15 protein-coding genes are annotated in these 20,419 nt (G+C 63.2%); 12 read left to right on the top strand and 3 right to left on the bottom strand.

The genetic code is table 11. The features are described from left to right. The 3 genes from rplI to QZ497_RS15735 form a co-directional block, all read left to right on the top strand. Positions 1–241: 50S ribosomal protein L9 (rplI, locus tag QZ497_RS15745; RefSeq protein ID WP_295476648.1), on the top strand; the 241-nt coding region annotated here is incomplete at its 5' end. Positions 242–379: 138 nt separating this feature from the next. Then, positions 380–1,774 carry a replicative DNA helicase gene (dnaB, locus tag QZ497_RS15740; RefSeq protein ID WP_295476647.1) on the top strand — a complete coding sequence of 465 codons (1,395 nt, stop codon included), beginning with the start codon at positions 380–382 and terminating at the stop codon, positions 1,772–1,774. 150 nt (positions 1,775–1,924) lie between these two features. Further along, on the top strand, positions 1,925–4,243 hold the full coding sequence (locus QZ497_RS15735; protein ID WP_295476646.1) for a YgiQ family radical SAM protein: 2,319 nt from the start codon (positions 1,925–1,927) through the stop codon (positions 4,241–4,243). A 30-nt stretch (positions 4,244–4,273) separates the two neighbouring features. On the opposite strand, the gene QZ497_RS15730 is transcribed toward QZ497_RS15735, so the two are convergent. Continuing rightward, complete coding sequence (locus tag QZ497_RS15730; RefSeq protein ID WP_295476645.1) at positions 4,274–4,762, bottom strand: type VI secretion system tube protein Hcp; 489 nt, start codon at positions 4,760–4,762, stop codon at positions 4,274–4,276. Between the two features lie 182 nt (positions 4,763–4,944). Between QZ497_RS15730 and QZ497_RS15725 the strand changes: the two genes are divergently transcribed. The 7 genes from QZ497_RS15725 (at position 4,945) to QZ497_RS15695 (ending at position 15,207) form a co-directional block, all read left to right on the top strand. Beyond that, on the top strand, positions 4,945–5,862 hold the full coding sequence (locus QZ497_RS15725) for an NAD synthetase (protein ID WP_295476658.1): 918 nt from the start codon (positions 4,945–4,947) through the stop codon (positions 5,860–5,862). Then, a complete protein-coding gene (locus tag QZ497_RS15720) occupies positions 5,855–6,331 on the top strand; it encodes a hypothetical protein (RefSeq protein WP_295476644.1) in 477 nt (158 codons plus the stop codon). The genes QZ497_RS15725 and QZ497_RS15720 overlap by 8 nt, the downstream gene beginning before the upstream one ends. Before the next feature lie 251 nt (positions 6,332–6,582). Continuing rightward, entirely contained in the window at positions 6,583–9,867 is a 3,285-nt protein-coding gene (locus tag QZ497_RS15715; RefSeq protein ID WP_295476643.1) for a DUF2126 domain-containing protein, read from the top strand. A 111-nt stretch (positions 9,868–9,978) separates the two neighbouring features. After that, positions 9,979–12,483 (top strand): circularly permuted type 2 ATP-grasp protein, encoded by a 2,505-nt coding sequence (locus tag QZ497_RS15710; protein ID WP_295476642.1) that lies wholly within the window; start codon positions 9,979–9,981, stop codon positions 12,481–12,483. Then, on the top strand, positions 12,483–13,376 hold the full coding sequence (locus tag QZ497_RS15705) for a transglutaminase family protein (protein ID WP_295476641.1): 894 nt from the start codon (positions 12,483–12,485) through the stop codon (positions 13,374–13,376). The genes QZ497_RS15710 and QZ497_RS15705 overlap by 1 nt, the downstream gene beginning before the upstream one ends. A gap of 330 nt (positions 13,377–13,706) precedes the next feature. Then, complete coding sequence (gene azu, locus QZ497_RS15700; protein WP_295476640.1) at positions 13,707–14,153, top strand: azurin; 447 nt, start codon at positions 13,707–13,709, stop codon at positions 14,151–14,153. A gap of 103 nt (positions 14,154–14,256) precedes the next feature. Then, positions 14,257–15,207 (top strand): ornithine cyclodeaminase family protein, encoded by a 951-nt coding sequence (locus QZ497_RS15695; RefSeq protein WP_295476639.1) that lies wholly within the window; start codon positions 14,257–14,259, stop codon positions 15,205–15,207. A gap of 74 nt (positions 15,208–15,281) precedes the next feature. On the opposite strand, the gene nadE is transcribed toward QZ497_RS15695, so the two are convergent. Both nadE and pncB read right to left on the bottom strand, forming a co-directional pair. Next, the gene (gene nadE, locus QZ497_RS15690) at positions 15,282–16,109 is read right to left on the bottom strand and encodes an ammonia-dependent NAD(+) synthetase (RefSeq protein ID WP_295476638.1); all 828 of its coding nucleotides are present in this window, start codon (positions 16,107–16,109) and stop codon (positions 15,282–15,284) included. A 29-nt stretch (positions 16,110–16,138) separates the two neighbouring features. After that, positions 16,139–17,350, bottom strand: coding sequence for a nicotinate phosphoribosyltransferase (pncB, locus tag QZ497_RS15685; protein WP_295476637.1), 1,212 nt, complete (start codon positions 17,348–17,350; stop codon positions 16,139–16,141). A gap of 875 nt (positions 17,351–18,225) precedes the next feature. Between pncB and QZ497_RS15680 the strand changes: the two genes are divergently transcribed. Both QZ497_RS15680 and QZ497_RS15675 read left to right on the top strand, forming a co-directional pair. Beyond that, positions 18,226–19,362, top strand: a complete 1,137-nt coding sequence (locus QZ497_RS15680) for a branched-chain amino acid ABC transporter substrate-binding protein (protein WP_295476636.1) — start codon at positions 18,226–18,228, stop codon at positions 19,360–19,362. Positions 19,363–19,504: 142 nt separating this feature from the next. Continuing rightward, positions 19,505–20,419, top strand: a complete 915-nt coding sequence (locus tag QZ497_RS15675) for a branched-chain amino acid ABC transporter permease LivH (RefSeq protein WP_295476635.1) — start codon at positions 19,505–19,507, stop codon at positions 20,417–20,419.

Below are 20,419 nucleotides of genomic sequence, written 5' to 3'. Positions count from 1 at the left end.
TGCCCAACTGGCCGAGCTGGAAGTGACCATCACTGCCACCGCTGGCGACGAAGGCAAGCTGTTCGGTTCGATCGGCACCCACGACATCGCTGACGCCCTGACCGCCTCCGGCGTTGAAGTGGCCAAGAGCGAAGTTCGTCTGCCGAACGGCACCATCCGTAACGTCGGCGAGTACGACGTTGCCGTGCACCTGCACAGCGACGTTGATGCGACCGTTCGCGTTGTCGTGGTGGCTGCCTAAGCAGCACATGATCGTCTGGCGGCCTGTCCGCCAGAGGATTAACATCGGGCACGATCCTGTTCGCAGGTCGTGCCCTTTGTATTTCTGAAGGGTGCTGCAGACACACACCTGATTGAGAAACTTCGAATTCAAGTGGCCATGAACGATATTTCCGCCCCCGAACAATACGATCTGCAAACCGCTGCCCTGAAGGTGCCGCCACATTCCATCGAGGCCGAACAGGCTGTGCTCGGTGGCCTGATGCTGGACAACAACGCCTGGGAGCGCGTGCTCGATCAAGTGTCCGATGGCGACTTCTATCGGCATGACCACCGCCTGATCTTCCGCGCCATCGCGCGGCTCGCCGACCAGAACCTGCCCATCGACGTGGTGACCCTGGCCGAGCAGCTCGACAAGGAAGGCCAGACCTCGCAAGTGGGCGGCCTGGGCTACCTCAGCGAGCTGGCCAAGAACACCCCCTCGGTCGCCAACATCAAGGCCTATGCGCAGATCGTCCGCCAGCGTGCCACGCTGCGTCAGTTGATCGGCATCAGCAACGAGATCGCCGACAGCGCCTTCAACCCCGAGGGGCGGACAGCCGAGGAGATCCTTGACGAGGCCGAGCGGCAGATCTTCCAGATCGCCGAGGCGCGACCCAAGACCGGCGGCCCGGTGGGCGTCAACGACTTGCTGACCAAGGCCATCGACCGTATCGACACACTGTTCAACAGTCAGAACGCGATCACCGGCCTATCCACCGGCTACACCGACCTGGACGACAAAACCAGTGGCCTGCAGCCGGCCGACCTGATTATCGTCGCCGGCCGTCCATCGATGGGTAAGACCACTTTCGCCATGAACCTGGTGGAGAACGCCGTCTTGCGCAGCGAGAAGGCCGTACTGGTCTACTCGCTGGAAATGCCAGGTGAATCGCTGATGATGCGTATGCTGTCCTCGCTCGGGCGTATCGACCAGACCAAGATCCGTTCCGGCCAACTGGACGACGACGATTGGCCGCGCCTGACCTCGGCGGTCAACCTGCTCAATGACCGCAAGCTGTTCATCGACGACACCGCCGGCATCAGCCCCTCGGAAATGCGCGCACGCACCCGCCGCGTGGCCCGTGAGCACGGTGAGATCGGCATGATCATGATCGACTACCTGCAGCTGATGAAAATCCCGGGCGCCGGTGGTGAGAACCGTACCAACGAGATTTCCGAGATCTCCCGCTCGCTCAAGGCCCTGGCCAAGGAATTCAACTGCCCGGTCATCGCCCTGTCGCAGCTCAACCGCTCTCTTGAACAGCGCCCCAACAAGCGCCCGATCAACTCCGACCTCCGTGAGTCGGGTGCGATCGAGCAGGATGCCGACGTGATCATGTTCGTCTACCGTGACGAGGTGTATCACCCTGAAACCGAATACAAGGGCATCGCCGAGATCATCATCGGTAAGCAGCGTAACGGCCCCATCGGCACCGCGCGCCTGGCGTTCATCGGCAAGTACACGCGCTTCGAGAACCTGGCGCCGGGCAGCTATCAGTTCGACGACGACTGACCCACCGCCGGCCCGCCGCACGGTGCGCGGGCCTCTCTGGCGGCCGATTTCGGCACTTGATAAATCCGACCATTACCGTCGGATGTGGTCAAATTTTGTGCTATATTCCGCGGCCGCGATTTTCCTGCACTCCTGACACCGGTTACCGCCATGCAAGCAGCCAAGCCGTTATTTGACTATCCCAAGTACTGGGCCGAATGTTTCGGACCAGCGCCGTTCCTGCCCATGAGCCGGGAAGAGATGGATCAACTGGGCTGGGACTCGTGCGACATCATCATCGTCACCGGTGATGCCTACGTCGACCACCCGTCCTTCGGCATGGCGATCATCGGCCGGCTGCTGGAAGCCCAGGGCTTCCGCGTGGGCATCATTGCCCAGCCCGACTGGACGTCCAAGGACGACTTCATGAAGCTCGGCGAGCCGAACCTGTTCTTCGGTATCGCGGCCGGCAACATGGACTCGATGATCAACCGCTACACCGCAGACAAGAAGATCCGTTCCGACGACGCCTACACCCCTGGTGGCCTGGCCGGCAAGCGCCCGGACCGCGCCAGCCTGGTGTACAGCCAGCGCTGCAAGGAAGCCTACAAGCACGTGCCGATCGTGCTGGGCGGCATCGAGGCGTCGCTGCGCCGCATCGCTCACTACGACTACTGGCAGGACAAGGTTCGTCATTCGATCCTGGTCGATGCCTGCGCCGATATCCTGCTCTACGGCAACGCCGAGCGCGCCGTGGTGGAAGTCGCCCAGCGCCTGTCGTGGGGCGAGAAGATCGAAGACATCACGGACGTACGCGGCACCGTGTTCGTGCGCCGTGACACGCCGCAGGGCTGGTACGAGGTCGATTCGACGCGCATCGACCGGCCGGGCAAGATCGACAAGATCATCAACCCCTACGTGAACACCCAGGACACCCAGGCCTGCGCCATCGAGCAGGCCAAGGGCGAGGTCGAGGACCCCAACGAAGCCAAGGTGGTGCAGATCCTCGAAAGCCCGCGCATGACCCGGGACAAGACCGTGATCCGCCTGCCGTCCTTCGAGAAGGTGCGCAACGACCCGGTGCTCTATGCTCACGCCAATCGTGTGCTGCACCTGGAAACCAACCCCGGCAACGCCCGGGCGCTGGTGCAGAAGCATGGCGACATCGATATCTGGCTGAACCCGCCGCCGATTCCGATGACCACCGAAGAAATGGACTACGTGTTCGGCATGCCCTATGCCCGTGTTCCGCACCCTGTGTATGGCAAGGCGCGCATCCCGGCCTACGAGATGATCCGCTTCTCTGTGAACATCATGCGTGGCTGCTTCGGCGGCTGTACCTTCTGCTCGATCACCGAGCACGAAGGACGGATCATCCAAAACCGCTCGCACGAGTCGATCATTCGCGAGATCGAAGAAATCCGCGACAAGGTGCCAGGCTTTACCGGGGTCATTTCCGACCTCGGCGGGCCGACTGCCAACATGTACCGCATCGCCTGCAAGAGCACCGAGATCGAGCAACACTGCCGCAAACCGTCGTGTGTGTTCCCCGGCATATGCCCGAACCTCAACACCGACCACTCCGCGTTGATCCAGCTGTACCGCAGCGCTCGCGCCCTGCCAGGGGTGAAGAAGATTCTCATCGCCTCGGGTCTGCGCTACGACCTGGCGGTGGAGTCGCCGGAGTACGTGAAGGAACTGGTGACCCACCACGTGGGTGGCTACCTGAAGATCGCCCCGGAGCACACCGAGGAAGGGCCGCTCAACCAGATGATGAAGCCGGGTATCGGCACCTATGACCGCTTCAAGCGCATGTTCGAGAAATTCTCGAAAGAGGCGGGCAAGGAGCAGTACCTCATCCCTTACTTCATCGCTGCCCACCCTGGTACCACCGACGAAGACATGATGAACCTGGCGCTGTGGCTCAAGCGCAACGGTTTCCGTGCCGACCAGGTGCAGGCCTTCTACCCCTCGCCGATGGCCTCGGCCACGGCCATGTACCACTCGGGCAAGAATCCGCTGCGCAAGGTCACCTACAAGAGCGAGGGTGTGGAGATCGTCAAGAGCGACGAGCAGCGCCGCCTGCACAAGGCATTCCTGCGCTACCACGACCCGAAGGGCTGGCCGATGCTGCGTGAAGCCCTGGAGCGCATGGGCCGCGCCGACCTGATCGGCCCCGGCAAGGACCAACTGATCCCGTTGCATCAGCCGGCCACCGACAGCTACCAGAGCGCGCGGCGCAAGAACTCTACCCCGGCCGGCAGCCACAAGGTCGGCAAGGGCAGTGCGACCGGCAACGGTGGCGGCAAGATTCTTACCCAGCACACCGGTCTGCCACCGCGCGGCAGCGACGGCAGCAAGCCGTGGGACAAGCGCGAGCAGGCCAAGGCCGCCGCCGAGGCGCGCCACAAGGAAGCGGCCCGCGAGCGCGCCCAGGCCAACAAGAAGGGCAAGAAAAAGCCTTCGCGCCAGCCGGTACTGCCACGCTGATTCAACCGGCCTGACGGCCCAACAGGGCCGTCAGAGTTTCCTGTTCTCGCGGATGTTCCATCCGTACTTGAGCGCCCCGCCAGCTTTGCCGCCATCCTCCTTCTGGGGCTGATAACTGACCTCGACACTGGCGAAGTTCAAGGCAAAGGTTTCGGCCTGCACCTCGCTGCGGTTGACTGCCTGGGTGTTGAACGACGCCACCAACACTTCCTTCAGGCGAATGACCAGATATTCCAGCGGCTGGTTGCCCCCAGCCTTGCGAACGGTGAGGGTGGCCTCGGGGAAATGCATGCCGCTCGAGCAGGCCATCAGCAGGTTGGGTGTCGACTTGTCGAGGGCCTTGGTAATGCTGAGGTTCTGGATGCTCACCTTGCTCGCACCGCCACCGCTGCCCTGATGCATCGAACCGTTCTGGGTCATGCCCCATTGAAAGGATTGGATATCGATTTCATCACGGTGCTGGCTATCCCTGGACTCTCCCTTGATATTCCCCAGTTTCAGGAACATATCCATTGTCATGTCGAGGCCTCGCTAAATTCGTCAGATGATCTGGAAGCGCGACTCTTTCCTATAGGCGTATCAACGACAATGGGGTGGGGTGGAAACAGGAAAAATCCTACCTGATTAGTTGAGGTTTCTTAGGTTTTGCCGTGTTCAGGCAATCTATGCTCGTATCTTCTGCTCATAATAAGCGGCTATATATGCATTCAGTATTGCTCAGGGACGGATTTTCGGTCAGCAAAGCGAATGCGCGGCTACGTATCGAAAGCACATTGGATCTGCAAAAATTGTTTCGTGTAATCGACGCCGATCCGTTAATTGTGGGTGCCGGTGTCGTGTATATCGACAGCGATTTAAATGTCGTTACGCTGCGGGATTTTCAGCCCATTTGCAGCGTTGCGGTCAAGCATCTGGTGTTGCGAGAGGCGCCAAGATATATGGCCGCTCAGTCGTTTGCACAACGACTGGAGAATGACGCACGAGAGTCTCGTGTTGTTTTCGAGACAATAGGCATGGCCTTGTCTTGCGTCGGCGCCTTGATTTCATGGAGCGTGGTGTGCTCGAGCTCGGCCCTCATTCCTTTTAGTGCAGGTGCCAGCGCGGCAGTCACGTTTTTCAGCTATGCGGCAGCAACGGCGACTTCAGCGCAGTGTCTGAACGCTGCTGCCAGAACCGCCAATGAATTGATAAGGCCCGAGTGGAATGACTGGCTCGACAGTCAGGTGTGGTACGGGGATATTTCCTTGGTCTTGGATGCAATATCGTTACTAGGGGTTTCGGTCACACTGTTAACCACAGTTCGTTCTGTTCAGATCATCAAGGCTACGACAGGCAAGAGTGTGCGCGACGTGCTTCGAGGGTTGAGTCGCCAGGAACGTGAGAAATTGACCAAAGAGCTTCTCAGTATCCAGAATCCGACATTGACGCCGGCGCTCATAAACATCCGAATAAAAGCCGGCGAGTGGCCACGTAGATATACACAGGCACGAATTCGTCAAGGCACACTTATTCAAATCAGGGATTGCCTGGGAGCAGGTCTTGCCGTTGCGGGGAGTGCCTTGTCTGGCACGATGAGATCTGTCGCTATCGGCATCTTTTCGGAGTGGGCAGATGAATAGCGAAGCCTTGCTGCTCATTCGTCTTCAAGACTTCAAAAGGCGTTATTTTCCAGTGTTCATATCCGGCTTGTTGCTGGCTGTTTTTTCCATCGCCTTATCCGGCGCGACCGTATCCGCGACTTATCTCCTGTCGGTGCCTGTTGAAAGATTCGGGCCATGGATGATGTTATTCATGAGCGTGTTGGTTATTTTGCTCTCCACGTTCTATTTCATGATCATGCGGGGTAGAACCTGCTGGGTCTGGGGCGTGGTGGGTTTATCGCTCTTGTGCTTCATGATCGTGCTGCCTGCCCTATTTTTTTCGATCCAACGATTGTTTTATTTGGTGGCTCTGTGTGTGCCGCTCTCAACCCTGTTTATCATTAATACACGTCGTCATCGCGATATGTGTAATGAGCTTGTCAATTTGCGTCGTCAGCGGAAGCAGATTCTGGCGGCGCGGGCAGCCCAGCGTCGATCTTTCAGGTAGAAATGGAATAGGTTGCCAGATCACAGGTTTATTTCTGATCAATCGATTTCCCTACCGCTCCTCTGCTGGTGGCTGCTTTCCGCCATGCCCCTTTTGCGTGCATGACTCAAACGTGCACTACGCTACTGGCGCAATCCTGGCGCTCTGCTTGACTGTCCTGCGTCATCCACGCTCCGGGCGCCGTGCATGCCCTGTGGTGGCATAACTCTTGCGCGTCCGGGGGGACCGTCCAGGCTCGCAGGAGGCACGCCGTGTCGATTCACATCGCCTTGCACCATGTCACGCATTACCGTTACGAGCGCGCCGTGGCGCTGGGACCTCAGGTGGTACGCCTGCGTCCGGCGGCGCACAGCCGCACCCGGATGCTGTCCTATTCGCTGAAAGTGTTACCCCAGGAACATTTCATCAACTGGCAGCAGGACCCGCAGGGTAACTACCTGGCGCGCCTGGTGTTTCCCGAGAAGACCCGTGAGCTGCGCATCGAGGTCGATCTGGTCGCCGAGCTGGCGGTGTTCAACCCCTTCGATTTCTTTCTCGAACCCTACGCCGAGAAGATTCCGTTCCGCTATACCGACGACGAGCAGCGCGAGCTGGGCGCGTTCCTCGAGACCCTGCCGCTGACGCCAAGGTTCGCGGCCTATCTGGACAGCATCGAACGCACCCCGACCTCCAGTATCGACTTCCTGGTGGCGCTCAACCAGCGCGTCAATCGTGACATCGGTTACCTGATCCGCATGGAGCCAGGCGTACAGACGCCGGAACAGACCCTGGAAAAGGCCTCGGGCTCGTGCCGCGATTCGGCCTGGCTGCTGGTGCAGTTGCTGCGGCATCTGGGCCTGGCGGCGCGCTTCGTGTCGGGCTATCTGATTCAGCTCAAGGCCGACCAGCAGGCCCTGGACGGCCCGTCCGGCACCGACGTGGACTTCACCGACCTGCACGCCTGGTGCGAGGTGTACCTGCCGGGCGCCGGCTGGGTCGGGCTGGACGCCACCTCCGGGTTGTTGGCCGGTGAGGGGCACATCCCCCTGGCATGCAGCCCCGAGCCGTCTTCTGCCGCGCCGGTCAGCGGCCTGATCGAGCCGTGCGAGAGCGAATTCAGCCACAGCATGTCGGTCGAGCGCATCTGGGAGGCGCCACGGGTTACCAAGCCGTATTCCGACGCCCAATGGAGCGAGATTCTCGCCCTCGGTCGGCAGATCGACCAGGACCTGCAGCGTGATGATGTACGCCTGACCATGGGCGGCGAGCCAACCTTCGTGTCCACCGACGACCGCGACGGCGCCGAGTGGAACACTGCCGCGCTGGGGCCGAGCAAGCGGCGGCTGTCTGCCGAGCTGTTCCACCGCCTGCGTGCCCATTACGCGCCGAATGCCTTGGTGCACTTCGGCCAGGGCAAGTGGTACCCCGGCGAACAGTTGCCGCGCTGGTCGCTGAACTGCTTCTGGCGCCGCGACGGCCAGCCGGTGTGGCGCAACCCGGCATTGATCGCCGATGAGGGGCGCGACTACGGCGCCAACAGCGAACTGGCCGGGGTGTTCCTGGCCAGCGTCGCCGAGCGCCTGGGGCTGGCGGCCAGTCGCGTGTTCCCGGCCTATGAGGACAATCAGTATTACTTGTGGCGCGAAGGGCAACTGCCGGTGAACCTCCGCGCCACCGATTCGCGCCTGGATGACGAACTGGAGCGTGCGCGGCTGCGCAAGGTCTTCGAGCAGGGGCTGGGCGCGGTGATCGGCCAGGTCCTGCCGCTGGCGCGCACGGCTGCCGGAGACGCCTGGCAGACTGGCCCGTGGCACCTGCGCGGCGAGCACTGTCGGCTGGTGCCCGGCGACTCGCCCGTGGGCTACCGTCTGCCGCTCAATGCCCAGGCCTGGGCAGCGCCCGAGGATTACCCTTACGTTCACCCCCAAGACCCCAGCCAGCCTCTGTCGCCGCTGCCTGCCCGAGCCACACCGGTCGCGGCCGCCAGCACCGAGCGTGCGGCGCCGCAACGCGGCGAGTCGGCCGGCTGGGTCGTGCGGACTGCCTTGTGTGCCCAGGCCAGGGAAGGACGGCTGTACCTGTTCATGCCGCCGCTGCAGCGCCTGGAAGACTACCTGGAACTGGTTGCGGTGCTCGAAGACACCGCCGCCGAGCTGAACTGTCCGGTACTGCTGGAGGGCTACGAGCCGCCAGCCGATCCGCGCCTGGCCAACTTCCGCATCACCCCCGACCCGGGCGTGATCGAGGTCAACGTCCAGCCTTCGGCGAGCTGGGACGAGCTGGTCGAACGCACCGAGTTCCTCTACGAACAGGCGCGCCTGACCCGCCTGAGCACCGAGAAATTCATGATCGACGGCCGCCACACCGGCACCGGCGGCGGCAACCATTTCGTGCTGGGCGGCGCCACGCCTGGCGACTCGCCGTTCCTGCGGCGTCCCGACCTGCTGCGCAGCCTGATCAGCTACTGGCACAACCACCCATCGCTGTCGTACCTGTTCTCTGGCCTGTTCATCGGCCCGACTTCCCAGGCGCCGCGCATCGACGAAGCGCGCAACGACTCGCTGTACGAACTGGAAGTCGCCTTCGCGCAGTTCCCCGAGCCGGGCGAGGCCGTGGCGCCCTGGCTGGTCGACCGCCTGTTGCGCAACCTGTTGATCGACGTGACTGGCAATACCCACCGCGCCGAATTCTGCATCGACAAGCTCTACTCGCCGGACAGCGCCAGTGGCCGCCTCGGCCTGCTGGAACTGCGCGCCTTCGAGATGCCGCCGCATGCGCGCATGAGCCTGGTCCAGCAACTGCTGCTGCGCGCCCTGGTCGCGCGGTTCTGGCGTGAACCCTACGCGCCGCCGCGCCTGGCGCGCTGGGGCACCGAGCTGCATGACCGCTTCATGCTGCCGTACTTCATCGAGCAGGACTTCGCCGACGTCATCGCCGAACTGAACGCCGCCGGTTACCCCTTGCGCGCCGAGTGGTTCGCCGCGCACCTGGAGTTCCGCTTCCCGAAGGTGGGCGACTACGCGGTCAAGGGTATCGAGCTGGAGCTGCGCCAGGCCCTGGAGCCCTGGCATGTGCTGGGCGAGGAGGGCACTGCCGGGGGTACGGTGCGCTACGTGGACTCGTCGCTGGAACGCCTGCAGGTGCGCCTGAACGGTCTGCCGCCGCAGCGCTACGTGCTCACCTGCAACGGCTTGCCGGTGCCCTTGCAGCCGACCGGGCGGGCCGGCGAGTTCGTCGCTGGCGTGCGCTACCGTGCCTGGCAACCGGCCAACTGCCTGCAACCGACCGTCGGTGTGCATGCGCCGCTGGTCTTCGATCTGGTCGATACCTGGATGCAGCGTTCACTGGGTGGTTGCGAGTATCATGTCGCCCATCCTGGCGGGCGCAACTACGAAACGCTGCCGGTCAACGGCAACGAGGCCGAGAGCCGGCGCCTGGCGCGATTCTTCCGCGTCGGGCATACGCCGGGCCAGGTCGAGGTGACGCCGCTCAATATCAGCGACGAACTGCCGATGACGCTGGATATGCGTCGTCATCGGCCCATACGTCGCGGCTGAGTCGCTACGGTGGCCTGCCTGCTCCGGCAGGCTGCCGTCAGGCCGGTGGTCCCGCAAGTGACATAAGTGTGCGTTAACCTCCAGTCCACCTAGCCGTCTGCCGAGCCTTGCATGCCTGATCTGCTTGACCGTTACCCGTTTTCTTCGGGGACCTACCACGAGATGCTCGATGAGCGGGGCAGGTTGCGCAGCCACTGGCGGCGCCTGCACGAGTATCTGCAGCGCAGCAGCCCGGCGCATCTGGTGCAGCGCCAGGCCCTGCTGGCCCGGCAGATCCAGGAAAACGGCGTGACCTACAACGTCTATGCCGACCCCAAGGGCGCCGACCGGCCCTGGGAGCTTGACCTGCTGCCGCATGTCATCGCCGCCGATGAGTGGCAACGCATCGAAGCCGGTATCGCCCAGCGGGCGCGCCTGCTCAATGCCGTACTGGCCGACCTCTACGGCCCGCAGCGGCTGATCGCCGACGGCCTGCTGCCCGCCGAGCTGGTGTTCGGGCACAACAACTTCCTGTGGCCTTGCCAGGGCGTGAAGCCGCCCGAGGGCACCTTCCTGCACATGTACGCCGTCGACCTGGCGCGCACCGCCGATGGCCGCTGGTGGGTCACCGCCGACCGTACCCAGGCGCCCACCGGGGCCGGCTATGCCCTGGAGAACCGGCAGATCATCGCCCGCGCCCTGCCGGACATCTACCGCGACCTCAAGGTCCGTCACTTGTCCGGCTTCTTCGAAACCCTGCAGCAGACCCTGGCGCGCCAGGCGCCCGCCGACGACGAGGCGCCGCTGGTGGTGGTGCTGACGCCAGGGCGTTTCAACGAAAGCTACTTCGAACACCTCTACCTGGCCCGCCACCTGGGTTACCCGCTGGTAGAAGGCGGCGACCTGACGGTGCGTGACGCCAGGGTCTATCTCAAGACCCTCAATGGCCTGCGCCGCGTGCATGCCATCATGCGGCGTCTCGACGACGACTTCTGCGACCCGCTGGAGCTGCGTACCGACTCGGCGCTGGGCGTTCCCGGCCTGCTGGAGGCGGTGCGCCAGGGCCAGGTGCTGGTGGCCAATGCCCTGGGCAGCGGCGTGCTGGAGTCGCCGGGGCTGCTGGGCTTTCTGCCGAAGATCAGCGAACACCTGTTCGGCGAGGAGCTGATCCTGCCGTCCATCGCCACCTGGTGGTGCGGCGAGCCGCCGGTCATGGAGCAGGCGCTGGAAAAGCTGCCCGACCTGTTGTTCAAGCCGGCGTTTCCTTCGCAGCGCTTCATCCCGGCGTTTGGCCGTGACCTCGATGAGGCGCGCAGCCAGGCCCTGGCCCGGCGCGTTCGCGCACGCCCCTATGCCTATGTCGCCCAGGAGCTGGCGCAGCTTTCCCAGGCCCCGGTGCTGCAGGCCGACGGTCAGGGGCTGCTGGCGCGGGCCGTGGGCATGCGCGTGTACGCCGTGGCCAGCGCCGATGGCTACCGGGTGCTGCCCGGCGGCCTGGCGCGAGTTGCCGCGCAGGCCAATGCCGACGTGGTGTCGATGCAGCGCGGCGGGGCCAGCAAGGACACCTGGGTACTGGGTGAGCGAGCCCCGCTCATCGAGCCGTGGAAGGGGCGTCGCAACATTGGTGTGCATGACCTGATTCGCCGTGACCCCTACCTGCCGTCGCGGGTGGTGGAAAACCTCTACTGGTTCGGTCGCTACAGCGAGCGCTGCGATGGCAGCGCGCGGCTGCTGCGTATCATGCTGGCGCGCTATGTGGACGGTGACGATCCGCTGGCCTTGCAGGCCGCCGTCGACCTGGCCGAGCGGGTGGGCCTGCTGCCGGATGCCGAAGAGGGCGAGCAAGGCGATACCTTGCCGCAACGGCTGGTCACCGCCCTGCTGGGTGAAGAGTGGATCTTCAGCCTGCGCGCCATTCTGCAGCGCCTGCACTGGGCGGCTTCGCAGGTGCGCGGCAAGCTTTCCCGGGAGAACTGGCAGGCGCTGGTGGAGTTGCAGCGCGAGGCGCAGAGCCTGGAGGCCGGCGAGCCTGACCTGGGCGAGCTGCTGGATTTTCTCAACCGTCTGGTGATGTCGCTGGCCGCGTTGTCGGGCTTCGCCCTCGACGACATGACCCGCGATGAGGGCTGGAGCTTCCTGATGATCGGCCGACGCATCGAGCGGCTGCGTTTTCTCAGCAGCACCCTGGCGGGCTTTCTGCGCGGTGCGGCGGTCAAGGATCAGGCGGCGCTGGACTGGCTGCTGGAACTGGCCAACAGCAGCATCACCTACCGTTCGCGCTACATGGCCGTGCCGCAGTTGATTCCGGTGCTCGACCTGCTGTTGCTCGACGAGCAGAACCCGCATGCCGTGCTGTTCCAGTTGCGCCAGGTGTCGCGCTCGCTGCATCGCCTGAACGAAAGCTTCGAGTCGCCCCGCGACGACAGCCTGGCCCGGCTGGCGCGGCGATTGGCCGCCGTCGACCTGGGCAATCTGGACAACCCACTGTTCGGCGACAGTGGCGTGCAGGCCGCGTTGGATGGCCTGGCCGGCCTGCTGGAAAGCATTGGTGACGCCAGCGGCCAGGCTTCCGACCGCTTGGCCCTGCGCCACTTCGCCCATGTCGATGATGTCAGCCAGCGCACGGTGTCCGTCTGATGAGTGCTCGTTACCAGGTTCTGCACGATACCCATTACCGCTACGACAGCCCGGTGTCGCTGGCCCAGCAGCTGGCGCATCTGTGGCCGCGGGACAACCCGTGGCAACGCTGCAGCGAGCAACGGCTGCAGATTCATCCGCAGCCCACTGCACGACGCGACGAGCTGGACGTATTCGGCAATCCGCTGACGCGGCTGGCCTTCGAACGCCCCCACGACGAGCTGCAGGTCAATGCCCGCCTGCAGGTCGAGGTGCTGCAGCGACCGGCCCTGGACTTCCGCCGCTCCGCGCCCTGGGAGAAAGCCTGCGATGCCCTGAGCTACAGCGCTCGCCCTATGGATGCCCAGACGCTGGATGCCTGTCGTTATCGTTTCCAGTCGCCCTATGTGCACTTGAAGGGCGTGTTCGCCGAGTTCTCGGCCAGCTGTTTTCCGCCAGGCCGCCCGCTGCTGCTCGGGGCCCAGGCGCTGATGGAAAAGATCTTCAAGGAATTCACTTTCGACGCCGAGGCCACCCAGGTGGCGACGCCGCTGGTGGAGGTGCTGGAGCGTCGGCGCGGGGTGTGCCAGGACTTCGCTCACCTGATGCTGGCCTGCCTGCGCTCCCATGGCCTGGCCGCTCGTTACGTGAGCGGCTACCTGCTGACCCGGCCGCCACCCGGCCAGCCGAGGCTGATCGGCGCCGATGCGTCGCATGCCTGGGTCTCGGTGTATTGCCCGGTGCTGGGCTGGGTGGACTTCGACCCGACCAACAACATTCAGCCGGCGCTGGAGCACATCACCCTGGCCTGGGGCCGCGACTTCTCCGACGTGTCGCCGCTGCGCGGGGTGATCCTCGGCGGCGGCAATCACGACCCGGAAGTGCGGGTCACGGTGATGCCCGTCGAAGGCTGATCAGCGGGGCGTGCGTTCGAACGCGTCGCTGGGGCAGTGGGCGCTGGCAGCGCAGGCGTAGGCGGCGAACAGACTGTGGAACAGGCCGGTGATCGACATGAAGGTGGCTCCTGGGCTCGGTTGCTTGAAGCCTAGCCGCTTGATCGCCAACTGGCCTTTTGATTGCCTGTATCGCCTCGATAGCGTCTGTTGCCGGTTCCGCCCGGCCGGAGTCACGTTGACGCAGGTCATTGGAACCGTGACAGCGTTCAGGCAGTCTTCCTCGCAGCCCGCGCAAAAAACGGCCGTGGCGGCCGGTGCGACACCGAACACCTTTCCCAGGAGATTCACATGATTCGCAAACTGTTGGCGGTTTCCCTGCTGACCCTGGCCAGCGGCCAGTTGCTGGCGGCCGAGTGCAAGGCCACCGTCGAGTCCAACGACATGATGCAGTTCACCACCAAGACCGTGGAGATCGACAAGAGCTGCAAGACCTTCACCGTGGAACTCAAGCACGTCGGTACGCTGCCCAAGAACGTCATGGGGCATAACTGGGTGCTGACCAAGGCCGCCGACATGCAGGGCGTCGCCACCGATGGCATGGGGGCGGGCATCGACAAGGATCACCTCAAGGACGGCGACGACCGGGTCATCGCCCACACCAAGCTGATCGGCGGCGGTGAAAGCACCTCGGTCAGCTTCGACCCGAGCAAGCTCGATCCGAACGAGAAGTACAAGTTCTTCTGCTCGTTCCCGGGCCACGTGGCGATGATGCAAGGCGACATCGTCTTCAAATGACACTTGCGCCACGGGCGTGAACGCCCGGCTTGAGGCGGACCCGGCTCATAGGGAGCGACCTCAGCCGGGCCGCCTTTCGCGGCGCTTACCCTGCAGGTAGCGTATGGATCTGATCGATGCCAAAACCCTGGAGTCGCTGATCGATTACCCCAGCCTGTGTTCCGAGTTACTGCTCGCGCACCAAAGGCCGATCCCGGTCAACGCTGACATTTGCCTCGAGCATCCCGGCAGTGCCGATCGCTTCATGCTCAGGCCTGCCTGGGCGCAACAGGAAATGCTAGGCGTCAAACTGGCCACCATCTTTCCCGATAACCACTATCAGCCTGACCCCAAACCCTCCGTTCAAGGCGTTTACGTCGCGTTCGATGGCCTGCGCGGCACCCCGCTGTTCGTCGCGGAGGGTGCCACCCTGACAGCGCTGAAAACCGCCGCTGATTCGGCGCTGGGATTACAGCTGCTGGCACGTCACGATGTCAGCACCCTGCTGATGGTCGGGGCTGGGGACATGGCCTTGCCTTTGATTGGTGCCTTCACCTCGATACGACCAAGCCTCAGCAGAATCCTCGTGTGGAACCGGTCTTTGCCGCGAGCCGAGCAATTGGCTGCACGGCTGCAAGCCTCCGGCATCGAATGCCTCAGCACCGACGATCTGGACAGCGCCGTTGCACAGGCCGACGTTATTTGCAGCGCCACGATGTCTGAAGAACCCTTGCTACGGGGGGCACTGCTCAAGCCTGGTACTCATGTCAGCCTGGTGGGCGCCTGGCGGCCTCATATGCGTGAGGCGGACGACGAGTTGATGAGCCGCAGCCAGATCTATGTCGACTTTCGTGACACCGCCTTGGCCAGTGGCGAGCTGTGCATACCCCTGCAACGAGGGGTCATTTCCCAGGCAGACGTCCTGGCCGATCTTTACGATCTTTGCCGGCATCCGCCCGCTGTCGATCCCAATGCCATCACCGTGTTCAAGAATGCCGGAGGGGCGCACCTGGACCTGTTCACCGCGCAGTTTCTGCAGCGACGGATAATCGCCAGTAAAACCGCTAGCGGTTGAGGCATTTGCCCGGCGGACGGGCTTCAGCCGGGGAAGCGCTTCTCGACTGAAGCCTTTTTCGCCGCGCTTGCCGATCAGGGCGCGTAAGGCAGCTCGCGCTTGTGCTGGGTCTTGGCGTAGGTCTGGCTGATGATCCGGAACGCTTCCTCGCGTACTTCCTGGCCATGCAGGAAGGCGTCGATCTCGGCGTAGGTCACCCCGTGGGCGGCCTCGTCCGGTTTGCCGGGGGCCAGGTCTTCCAGGTCGGCGGTCGGCACTTTCTCCACCAGGAACTCCGGTGCACCGAAGCTGCGTGCAATGGCGCGTACCTGGTTCTTCACCAGGCCACTGAGCGGCGCCAGGTCGCAGGCACCGTCACCGAATTTGGTAAAGAAGCCCATCACCGCCTCGGCGGCGTGGTCGGTGCCGATCACCAGGCCCTGGTAGGCACCGGCGATGCTGTATTGCGCGACCATACGGGTACGCGCCTTGGTATTGCCGACCACGAAATCCACGGCACTGGCGTGCTGCTCGTCGAAGGCACGGACCTCGGCGACCAGGGCCTTGACGCTGGGGCCGATGTTCACGGTGTGGCGCTCGTCGGGGTTGATGAAGTCCACCGCTGCCGTGGCCTCATGCTCGTCGTGCTGCACCTGGTAGGGCAGGCGCACGGCAATGAAGCGATAGGCCTGGTCGCCGGTGCTGTCACGCAGCTCGCGCACCGCGCGTTGGGCCAGCAGGCCGGCGGTCAGCGAGTCGACGCCGCCACTGATACCCAGCACCAGGCTCTTGAGGCCGGCATTGCGCAGGCATTGCTTGATGAACTCGACCCGGCGGGTCACTTCCGCTTGCAGGGCGGCCTCGTCGGCGAAGGGCGGTTGGACCTTGAGTGCTTCGGCGATCTGGCGTTGCAGGGCTTGCATGGGGCTCTCCTCGTTGAAAGTCAAAAGGCTCATTCGCCGGGGGTGTCCGGCACCTTGAATACATGCCGCAGGTAGGCGACGAAATTCGGGTCCTTGCACTGTGCCTTGCCCGGCTCGTCGGACACCTTGGCCACCGGCTGGCCGGCACAGGCGGTCATCTTCAGCACCATGTTCATCGGCTTGACCCCCGGAATGTCGGCGGTGAGGTTGGTGCCGATACCGAAGCTGACGTTGATGCGCCCGCGCAGGGCACGGAAGATCCCCAGCGCCTTGGGCAGGGTCAGGCCGTCGGAGAACACCAGGGTCTTGCTCATCGGGTCGATACCCAGCTTCTGGTAATGCGCGATGCATTTTTCGGCCCACATCACCGGGTCGCCGGAGTCATGGCGCAGACCGTCGAAGAGCTTGGCGAAGTACAGGTCGAAGTCGTTGAGGAAGGCGTCGGTGGTGATGCAGTCGGTCAAGGCGATGCCCAGCAGGCCGCGGTACTCGCGTACCCAGCAGTCCAGTGCGGCGATCTGGCTGTCGATCAGGCGCGGGCCCAGTTGCTGGTGGGCCATGATCCACTCGTGGGCCATGGTGCCCAGCGGCTTGACGTTCTTCTGTTGCGCCAGGTGCACGTTGCTGGTGCCGACGAACTGGCCGGGGAAGTCCTGTTTGAGGGCGTCGACCACGGTTTCTTGCACAGCATAGGAAAAACGCCGCCGGGTGCCGAAGTCAGCCACCTTGAACTCGCTCAGCTCTTCGGCCGAGGCATTGGCCTTCAGCCAGTCGAACTTGGCGTACAGCTGGTCGCGGGCCTGGCTGAGCAGGGTGTGCGGGTGGCTGTGGCGGTTGCGCACCTCGCTGACGATGGCCAGCAGCGGTACTTCGAAGAGGATCACATGCAGCCAGGGGCCGTGCAGGCGGATGCGCAGTTCGTCGTCTTCGATGCTGGCTTCCACATAGCGGGTGTTGAAACGGAACAGGCCCAGAAAGCGCAGGAAGTCCGGCTTCATGAAGCTGATGCGCTCCAGGAAGCCCAGTTGCTCGGCGCCCAGCGACAGGTTGCACAGGCACTCGATCTGATGGCGAATCTCGCCCAAGTAGGGGCGCAGGTCCTCGCCGTTGCGACAGCGGAACTCCCACTCGACATCCACGTTGGGGTAGTTGTGCAGCACCGCCTGCATCATGGTGAGCTTGTAGAAATCGGTGTCGATCAGGTTTTGCACGATGCGTTCGGAGAAAGCGCTCTCGCTCATCGGGGGTAGCTCCAGCATGACCGGTCGACGGACTCGGTCCGGGCGAAAAACAATGTGACAACGCCGGGCAACGAATGTGGCGCGCGAGTGTGTCGAGGCGCCCATGATGCCAGCGATCATCGCGTGTCGGGGCGCTTTGTTGGTCGTTGTCAGCAGTTTGCGTAGGCAAGCCAGGCAGGCGAGGCAGGAAGCGTCCCTTTCTCCTCGCGTGCGCGTCAAAGCAGCCGGCCGACCTATGAAACTTCCTCCTTCACCCTGGCAGCTCCTGGCTGGTCCTCCAGGCGCCATGCCGGGGTGGCCGTTGACCTCTCTGAATGGCGAGGGACTGGACAGCCTTCGCTACGTGACTTTCTGGGACCGGCCCTGAATACGCCAGCAGGGCGCTGCGTGGTGCTGTCATGGGGTATCGGGCGTCGACTGAACGTTCATGCCGTCATGGAATGACATTCGGCAGAAACCTCGTTTGCCCGCCGGGCATCGAGCGGTTATCAATAGCCGTCGCGCGCGGCGCCCGTAGGGGCCGCGTGGCAGGTTTTGCGGCGTTACGGTGACAATCCACTACGCTCACAATGGTGCGTCTCGTAGCGCTCGCGCACCGCCGGTGTGCACTTCGGTGACAGCACCGGTTACCGCCTGGTTGCCCTTTTCCAATGGGCTGGGTTGCTGCTGTTCGCTCTTAGTGGTTGTCCTTTTTTGGGCGAATGGTTGCAACCTTTTGATCAGAGGGTTGCACCTCCTGTCTGCGCTGGGGCGGACGACGGCCAGGAGGTGGATGGAACGTGAGTTTTTGAAAAATAAAAAATGATGGCACGGCGCTTGCTCGAAGCTGCTGCGTAGTTGCAGTGCTAACTAAAAAAACCTCAGGAGCACCACTCATGTCGCAAACGTTCTACCGTAAAGGCTTTCTGGCAATCGCAGTGGCTACCGCACTGGGCGTGACGTCCTTTGCACAGGCTGACGTGAAGATCGGCGTTGCGGGTCCGATGACCGGCGCCAACGCATCGTTTGGCGAGCAATATATGAGAGGCGCACAGGCCGCAGCCGATGCCATCAACAAGGCTGGCGGCGTCAATGGAGAGAAGATCGTCCTGGTTCGCGGTGACGACGCCTGCGAACCCAAGCAGGCCGTGGCCGTGGCCAACCGTCTGGTCGATCAGGACAAGGTCGTGGGTGTGGTCGGGCACTTCTGCTCTTCCTCCACCATTCCGGCCTCCGAGGTTTACAGCGACGCTGGCGTGATCGCCATCACCCCCGGCTCCACCAACCCGACCGTCACCGAGCGCGGCCTGAAGGAAATGTTCCGCATGTGCGGCCGTGACGACCAGCAGGGCGTCGTCGCTGCCGACTACATGGTCGATGTGCTCAAGGCCAAGAAGATTGCCGTGATCCACGACAAGGACACCTACGGGCAGGGTCTGGCCGATGCGACCCGTGCGCAACTGGCCAAGCGCGGCGTGAAGGAAGTGCTCTACGAGGGCCTGACCCGCGGCGAGAAAGACTTCAGCGCGCTGGTCACCAAGATCCGCTCCACCGGTGCCGAAGTGGTCTACTTCGGTGGTCTGCACCCAGAGGCCGGCCCACTGGTCCGTCAGCTGCGCGAGCAGGGGCTGAAGGACGTCAAGTTCATGTCCGATGACGGCATCGTCACCGACGAGCTGGTCACCACCGCAGGCGGCGCGCAATACGTCGACGGCGTGTACATGACCTTCGGTGCCGACCCGCGCCTGCTGCCCGACAGCAAGGCCGTGGTGGACGAATTCCGCAAGTCCGGCTACGAGCCTGAAGGCTACACCCTGTACGCCTATGCTTCGGTACAGGCGCTGGCCGCCGGCTTCAACGGCGCCAAGTCGACCAAGGGCGAAGAGGCGGCCAAGTGGCTCAAGGCCAACCCGGTGCAGACGGTCATGGGCAAGAAGGAGTGGGACGCCAAGGGTGACCTGAAGACCTCCGACTACGTGGTCTACCAGTGGGACGCCACCGGTAAATACAAACAACTCGACAAGCAGAAATAATCCAGGCTCCTGCAATGCCCCCGTCTGCGGCGGGGGCAAACTGGATATCGGCGTCTTCTGTTGCCTTTGTATCTGTTCGCTGCGCCCTTGGGGGCGTGGCGGGCAGGACCCTGAGCGGCCTTCAAGTGTGTGAGCGTGCGTGATGGACGGTATTTTCCTGCAGCAAATGGTCAACGGCCTGACCCTCGGGTCGGTCTACGGCCTGATTGCCATCGGTTACACGATGGTCTATGGCATCATCGGCATGATCAACTTCGCCCACGGCGACGTGTACATGATCTCCGCCTATCTGGCGGCCATCGGCCTGGCGGTGTTGTCTTTCTTCGGTCTTGAGTCTTTCCCCTTCCTGATTCTCGGCACCCTGGTGTTCACCATCGTGGTCACCGGGGTCTATGGCTTCGTCATCGAGCGGGTGGCCTACAAGCCGCTGCGCAACTCCACCCGGCTGGCGCCGCTGATCAGCGCCATCGGCATTTCCCTGATCCTGCAGAACTACGCGCAGATCAGCCAGGGCGCGCGCCAGCAAGGCGTACCGACGCTGCTCGAAGGCGCGTGGCGCTTCGAAGTCGGCAGCGGCTTCGTGCAGATCACCTACACCAAGATCTTCATCCTCATCGCCGCCTTCGCCGGCATGGCGATCCTCACCTACATCATCCAGTGCACCAAGCTGGGCCGCATGTGCCGCGCCACCCAGCAGGACCGCAAGATGGCCTCGATCCTGGGCATCAACACCGACCGGGTGATTTCCTACGTGTTCATCATCGGTGCCGCCATGGCGGCGCTGGCCGGTGTGCTGATCACCATGAACTACGGCACCTTCGACTTCTATGCCGGCTTCGTCATCGGTATCAAGGCGTTCACCGCTGCCGTGCTCGGCGGTATCGGTTCGTTGCCGGGCGCCATGCTCGGCGGGCTGATCCTCGGGGTGGCCGAGGCGCAGTTCTCCGGCCTGATCAACTCCGACTACAAAGATGTGTTCAGCTTCGGCCTGCTGGTGCTGATCCTGATCTTCCGTCCACAGGGCCTGCTGGGTCGCCCACTCGTGGCTAAGGTGTAA

It is taken from the genome of uncultured Pseudomonas sp. (assembly GCF_913777995.1).
Taxonomy (GTDB): Bacteria; Pseudomonadota; Gammaproteobacteria; order Pseudomonadales; family Pseudomonadaceae; genus Aquipseudomonas.
Note: the sequence above shows the minus strand (reverse complement) of the source record. Positions and strands in the feature narration are given on the sequence as shown.

What these genes read in the sequence shown, in the direction of transcription:
- dnaB (WP_295476647.1), top strand. Translation starts at nt 380, where the DNA reads ATGAACGATATTTCCGCCCCCGAACAATACGATCTGCAAACCGCTGCC.
- QZ497_RS15735 (WP_295476646.1), top strand. Translation starts at nt 1,925, where the DNA reads ATGCAAGCAGCCAAGCCGTTATTTGACTATCCCAAGTACTGGGCCGAA.
- QZ497_RS15730 (WP_295476645.1), bottom strand. Translation starts at nt 4,762, where the DNA reads ATGACAATGGATATGTTCCTGAAACTGGGGAATATCAAGGGAGAGTCC.
- QZ497_RS15725 (WP_295476658.1), top strand. Translation starts at nt 4,945, where the DNA reads ATGCATTCAGTATTGCTCAGGGACGGATTTTCGGTCAGCAAAGCGAAT.
- QZ497_RS15720 (WP_295476644.1), top strand. Translation starts at nt 5,855, where the DNA reads ATGAATAGCGAAGCCTTGCTGCTCATTCGTCTTCAAGACTTCAAAAGG.
- QZ497_RS15710 (WP_295476642.1), top strand. Translation starts at nt 9,979, where the DNA reads ATGCCTGATCTGCTTGACCGTTACCCGTTTTCTTCGGGGACCTACCAC.
- QZ497_RS15705 (WP_295476641.1), top strand. Translation starts at nt 12,483, where the DNA reads ATGAGTGCTCGTTACCAGGTTCTGCACGATACCCATTACCGCTACGAC.
- azu (WP_295476640.1), top strand. Translation starts at nt 13,707, where the DNA reads ATGATTCGCAAACTGTTGGCGGTTTCCCTGCTGACCCTGGCCAGCGGC.
- QZ497_RS15695 (WP_295476639.1), top strand. Translation starts at nt 14,257, where the DNA reads ATGGATCTGATCGATGCCAAAACCCTGGAGTCGCTGATCGATTACCCC.
- nadE (WP_295476638.1), bottom strand. Translation starts at nt 16,109, where the DNA reads ATGCAAGCCCTGCAACGCCAGATCGCCGAAGCACTCAAGGTCCAACCG.
- pncB (WP_295476637.1), bottom strand. Translation starts at nt 17,350, where the DNA reads ATGAGCGAGAGCGCTTTCTCCGAACGCATCGTGCAAAACCTGATCGAC.
- QZ497_RS15680 (WP_295476636.1), top strand. Translation starts at nt 18,226, where the DNA reads ATGTCGCAAACGTTCTACCGTAAAGGCTTTCTGGCAATCGCAGTGGCT.
- QZ497_RS15675 (WP_295476635.1), top strand. Translation starts at nt 19,505, where the DNA reads ATGGACGGTATTTTCCTGCAGCAAATGGTCAACGGCCTGACCCTCGGG.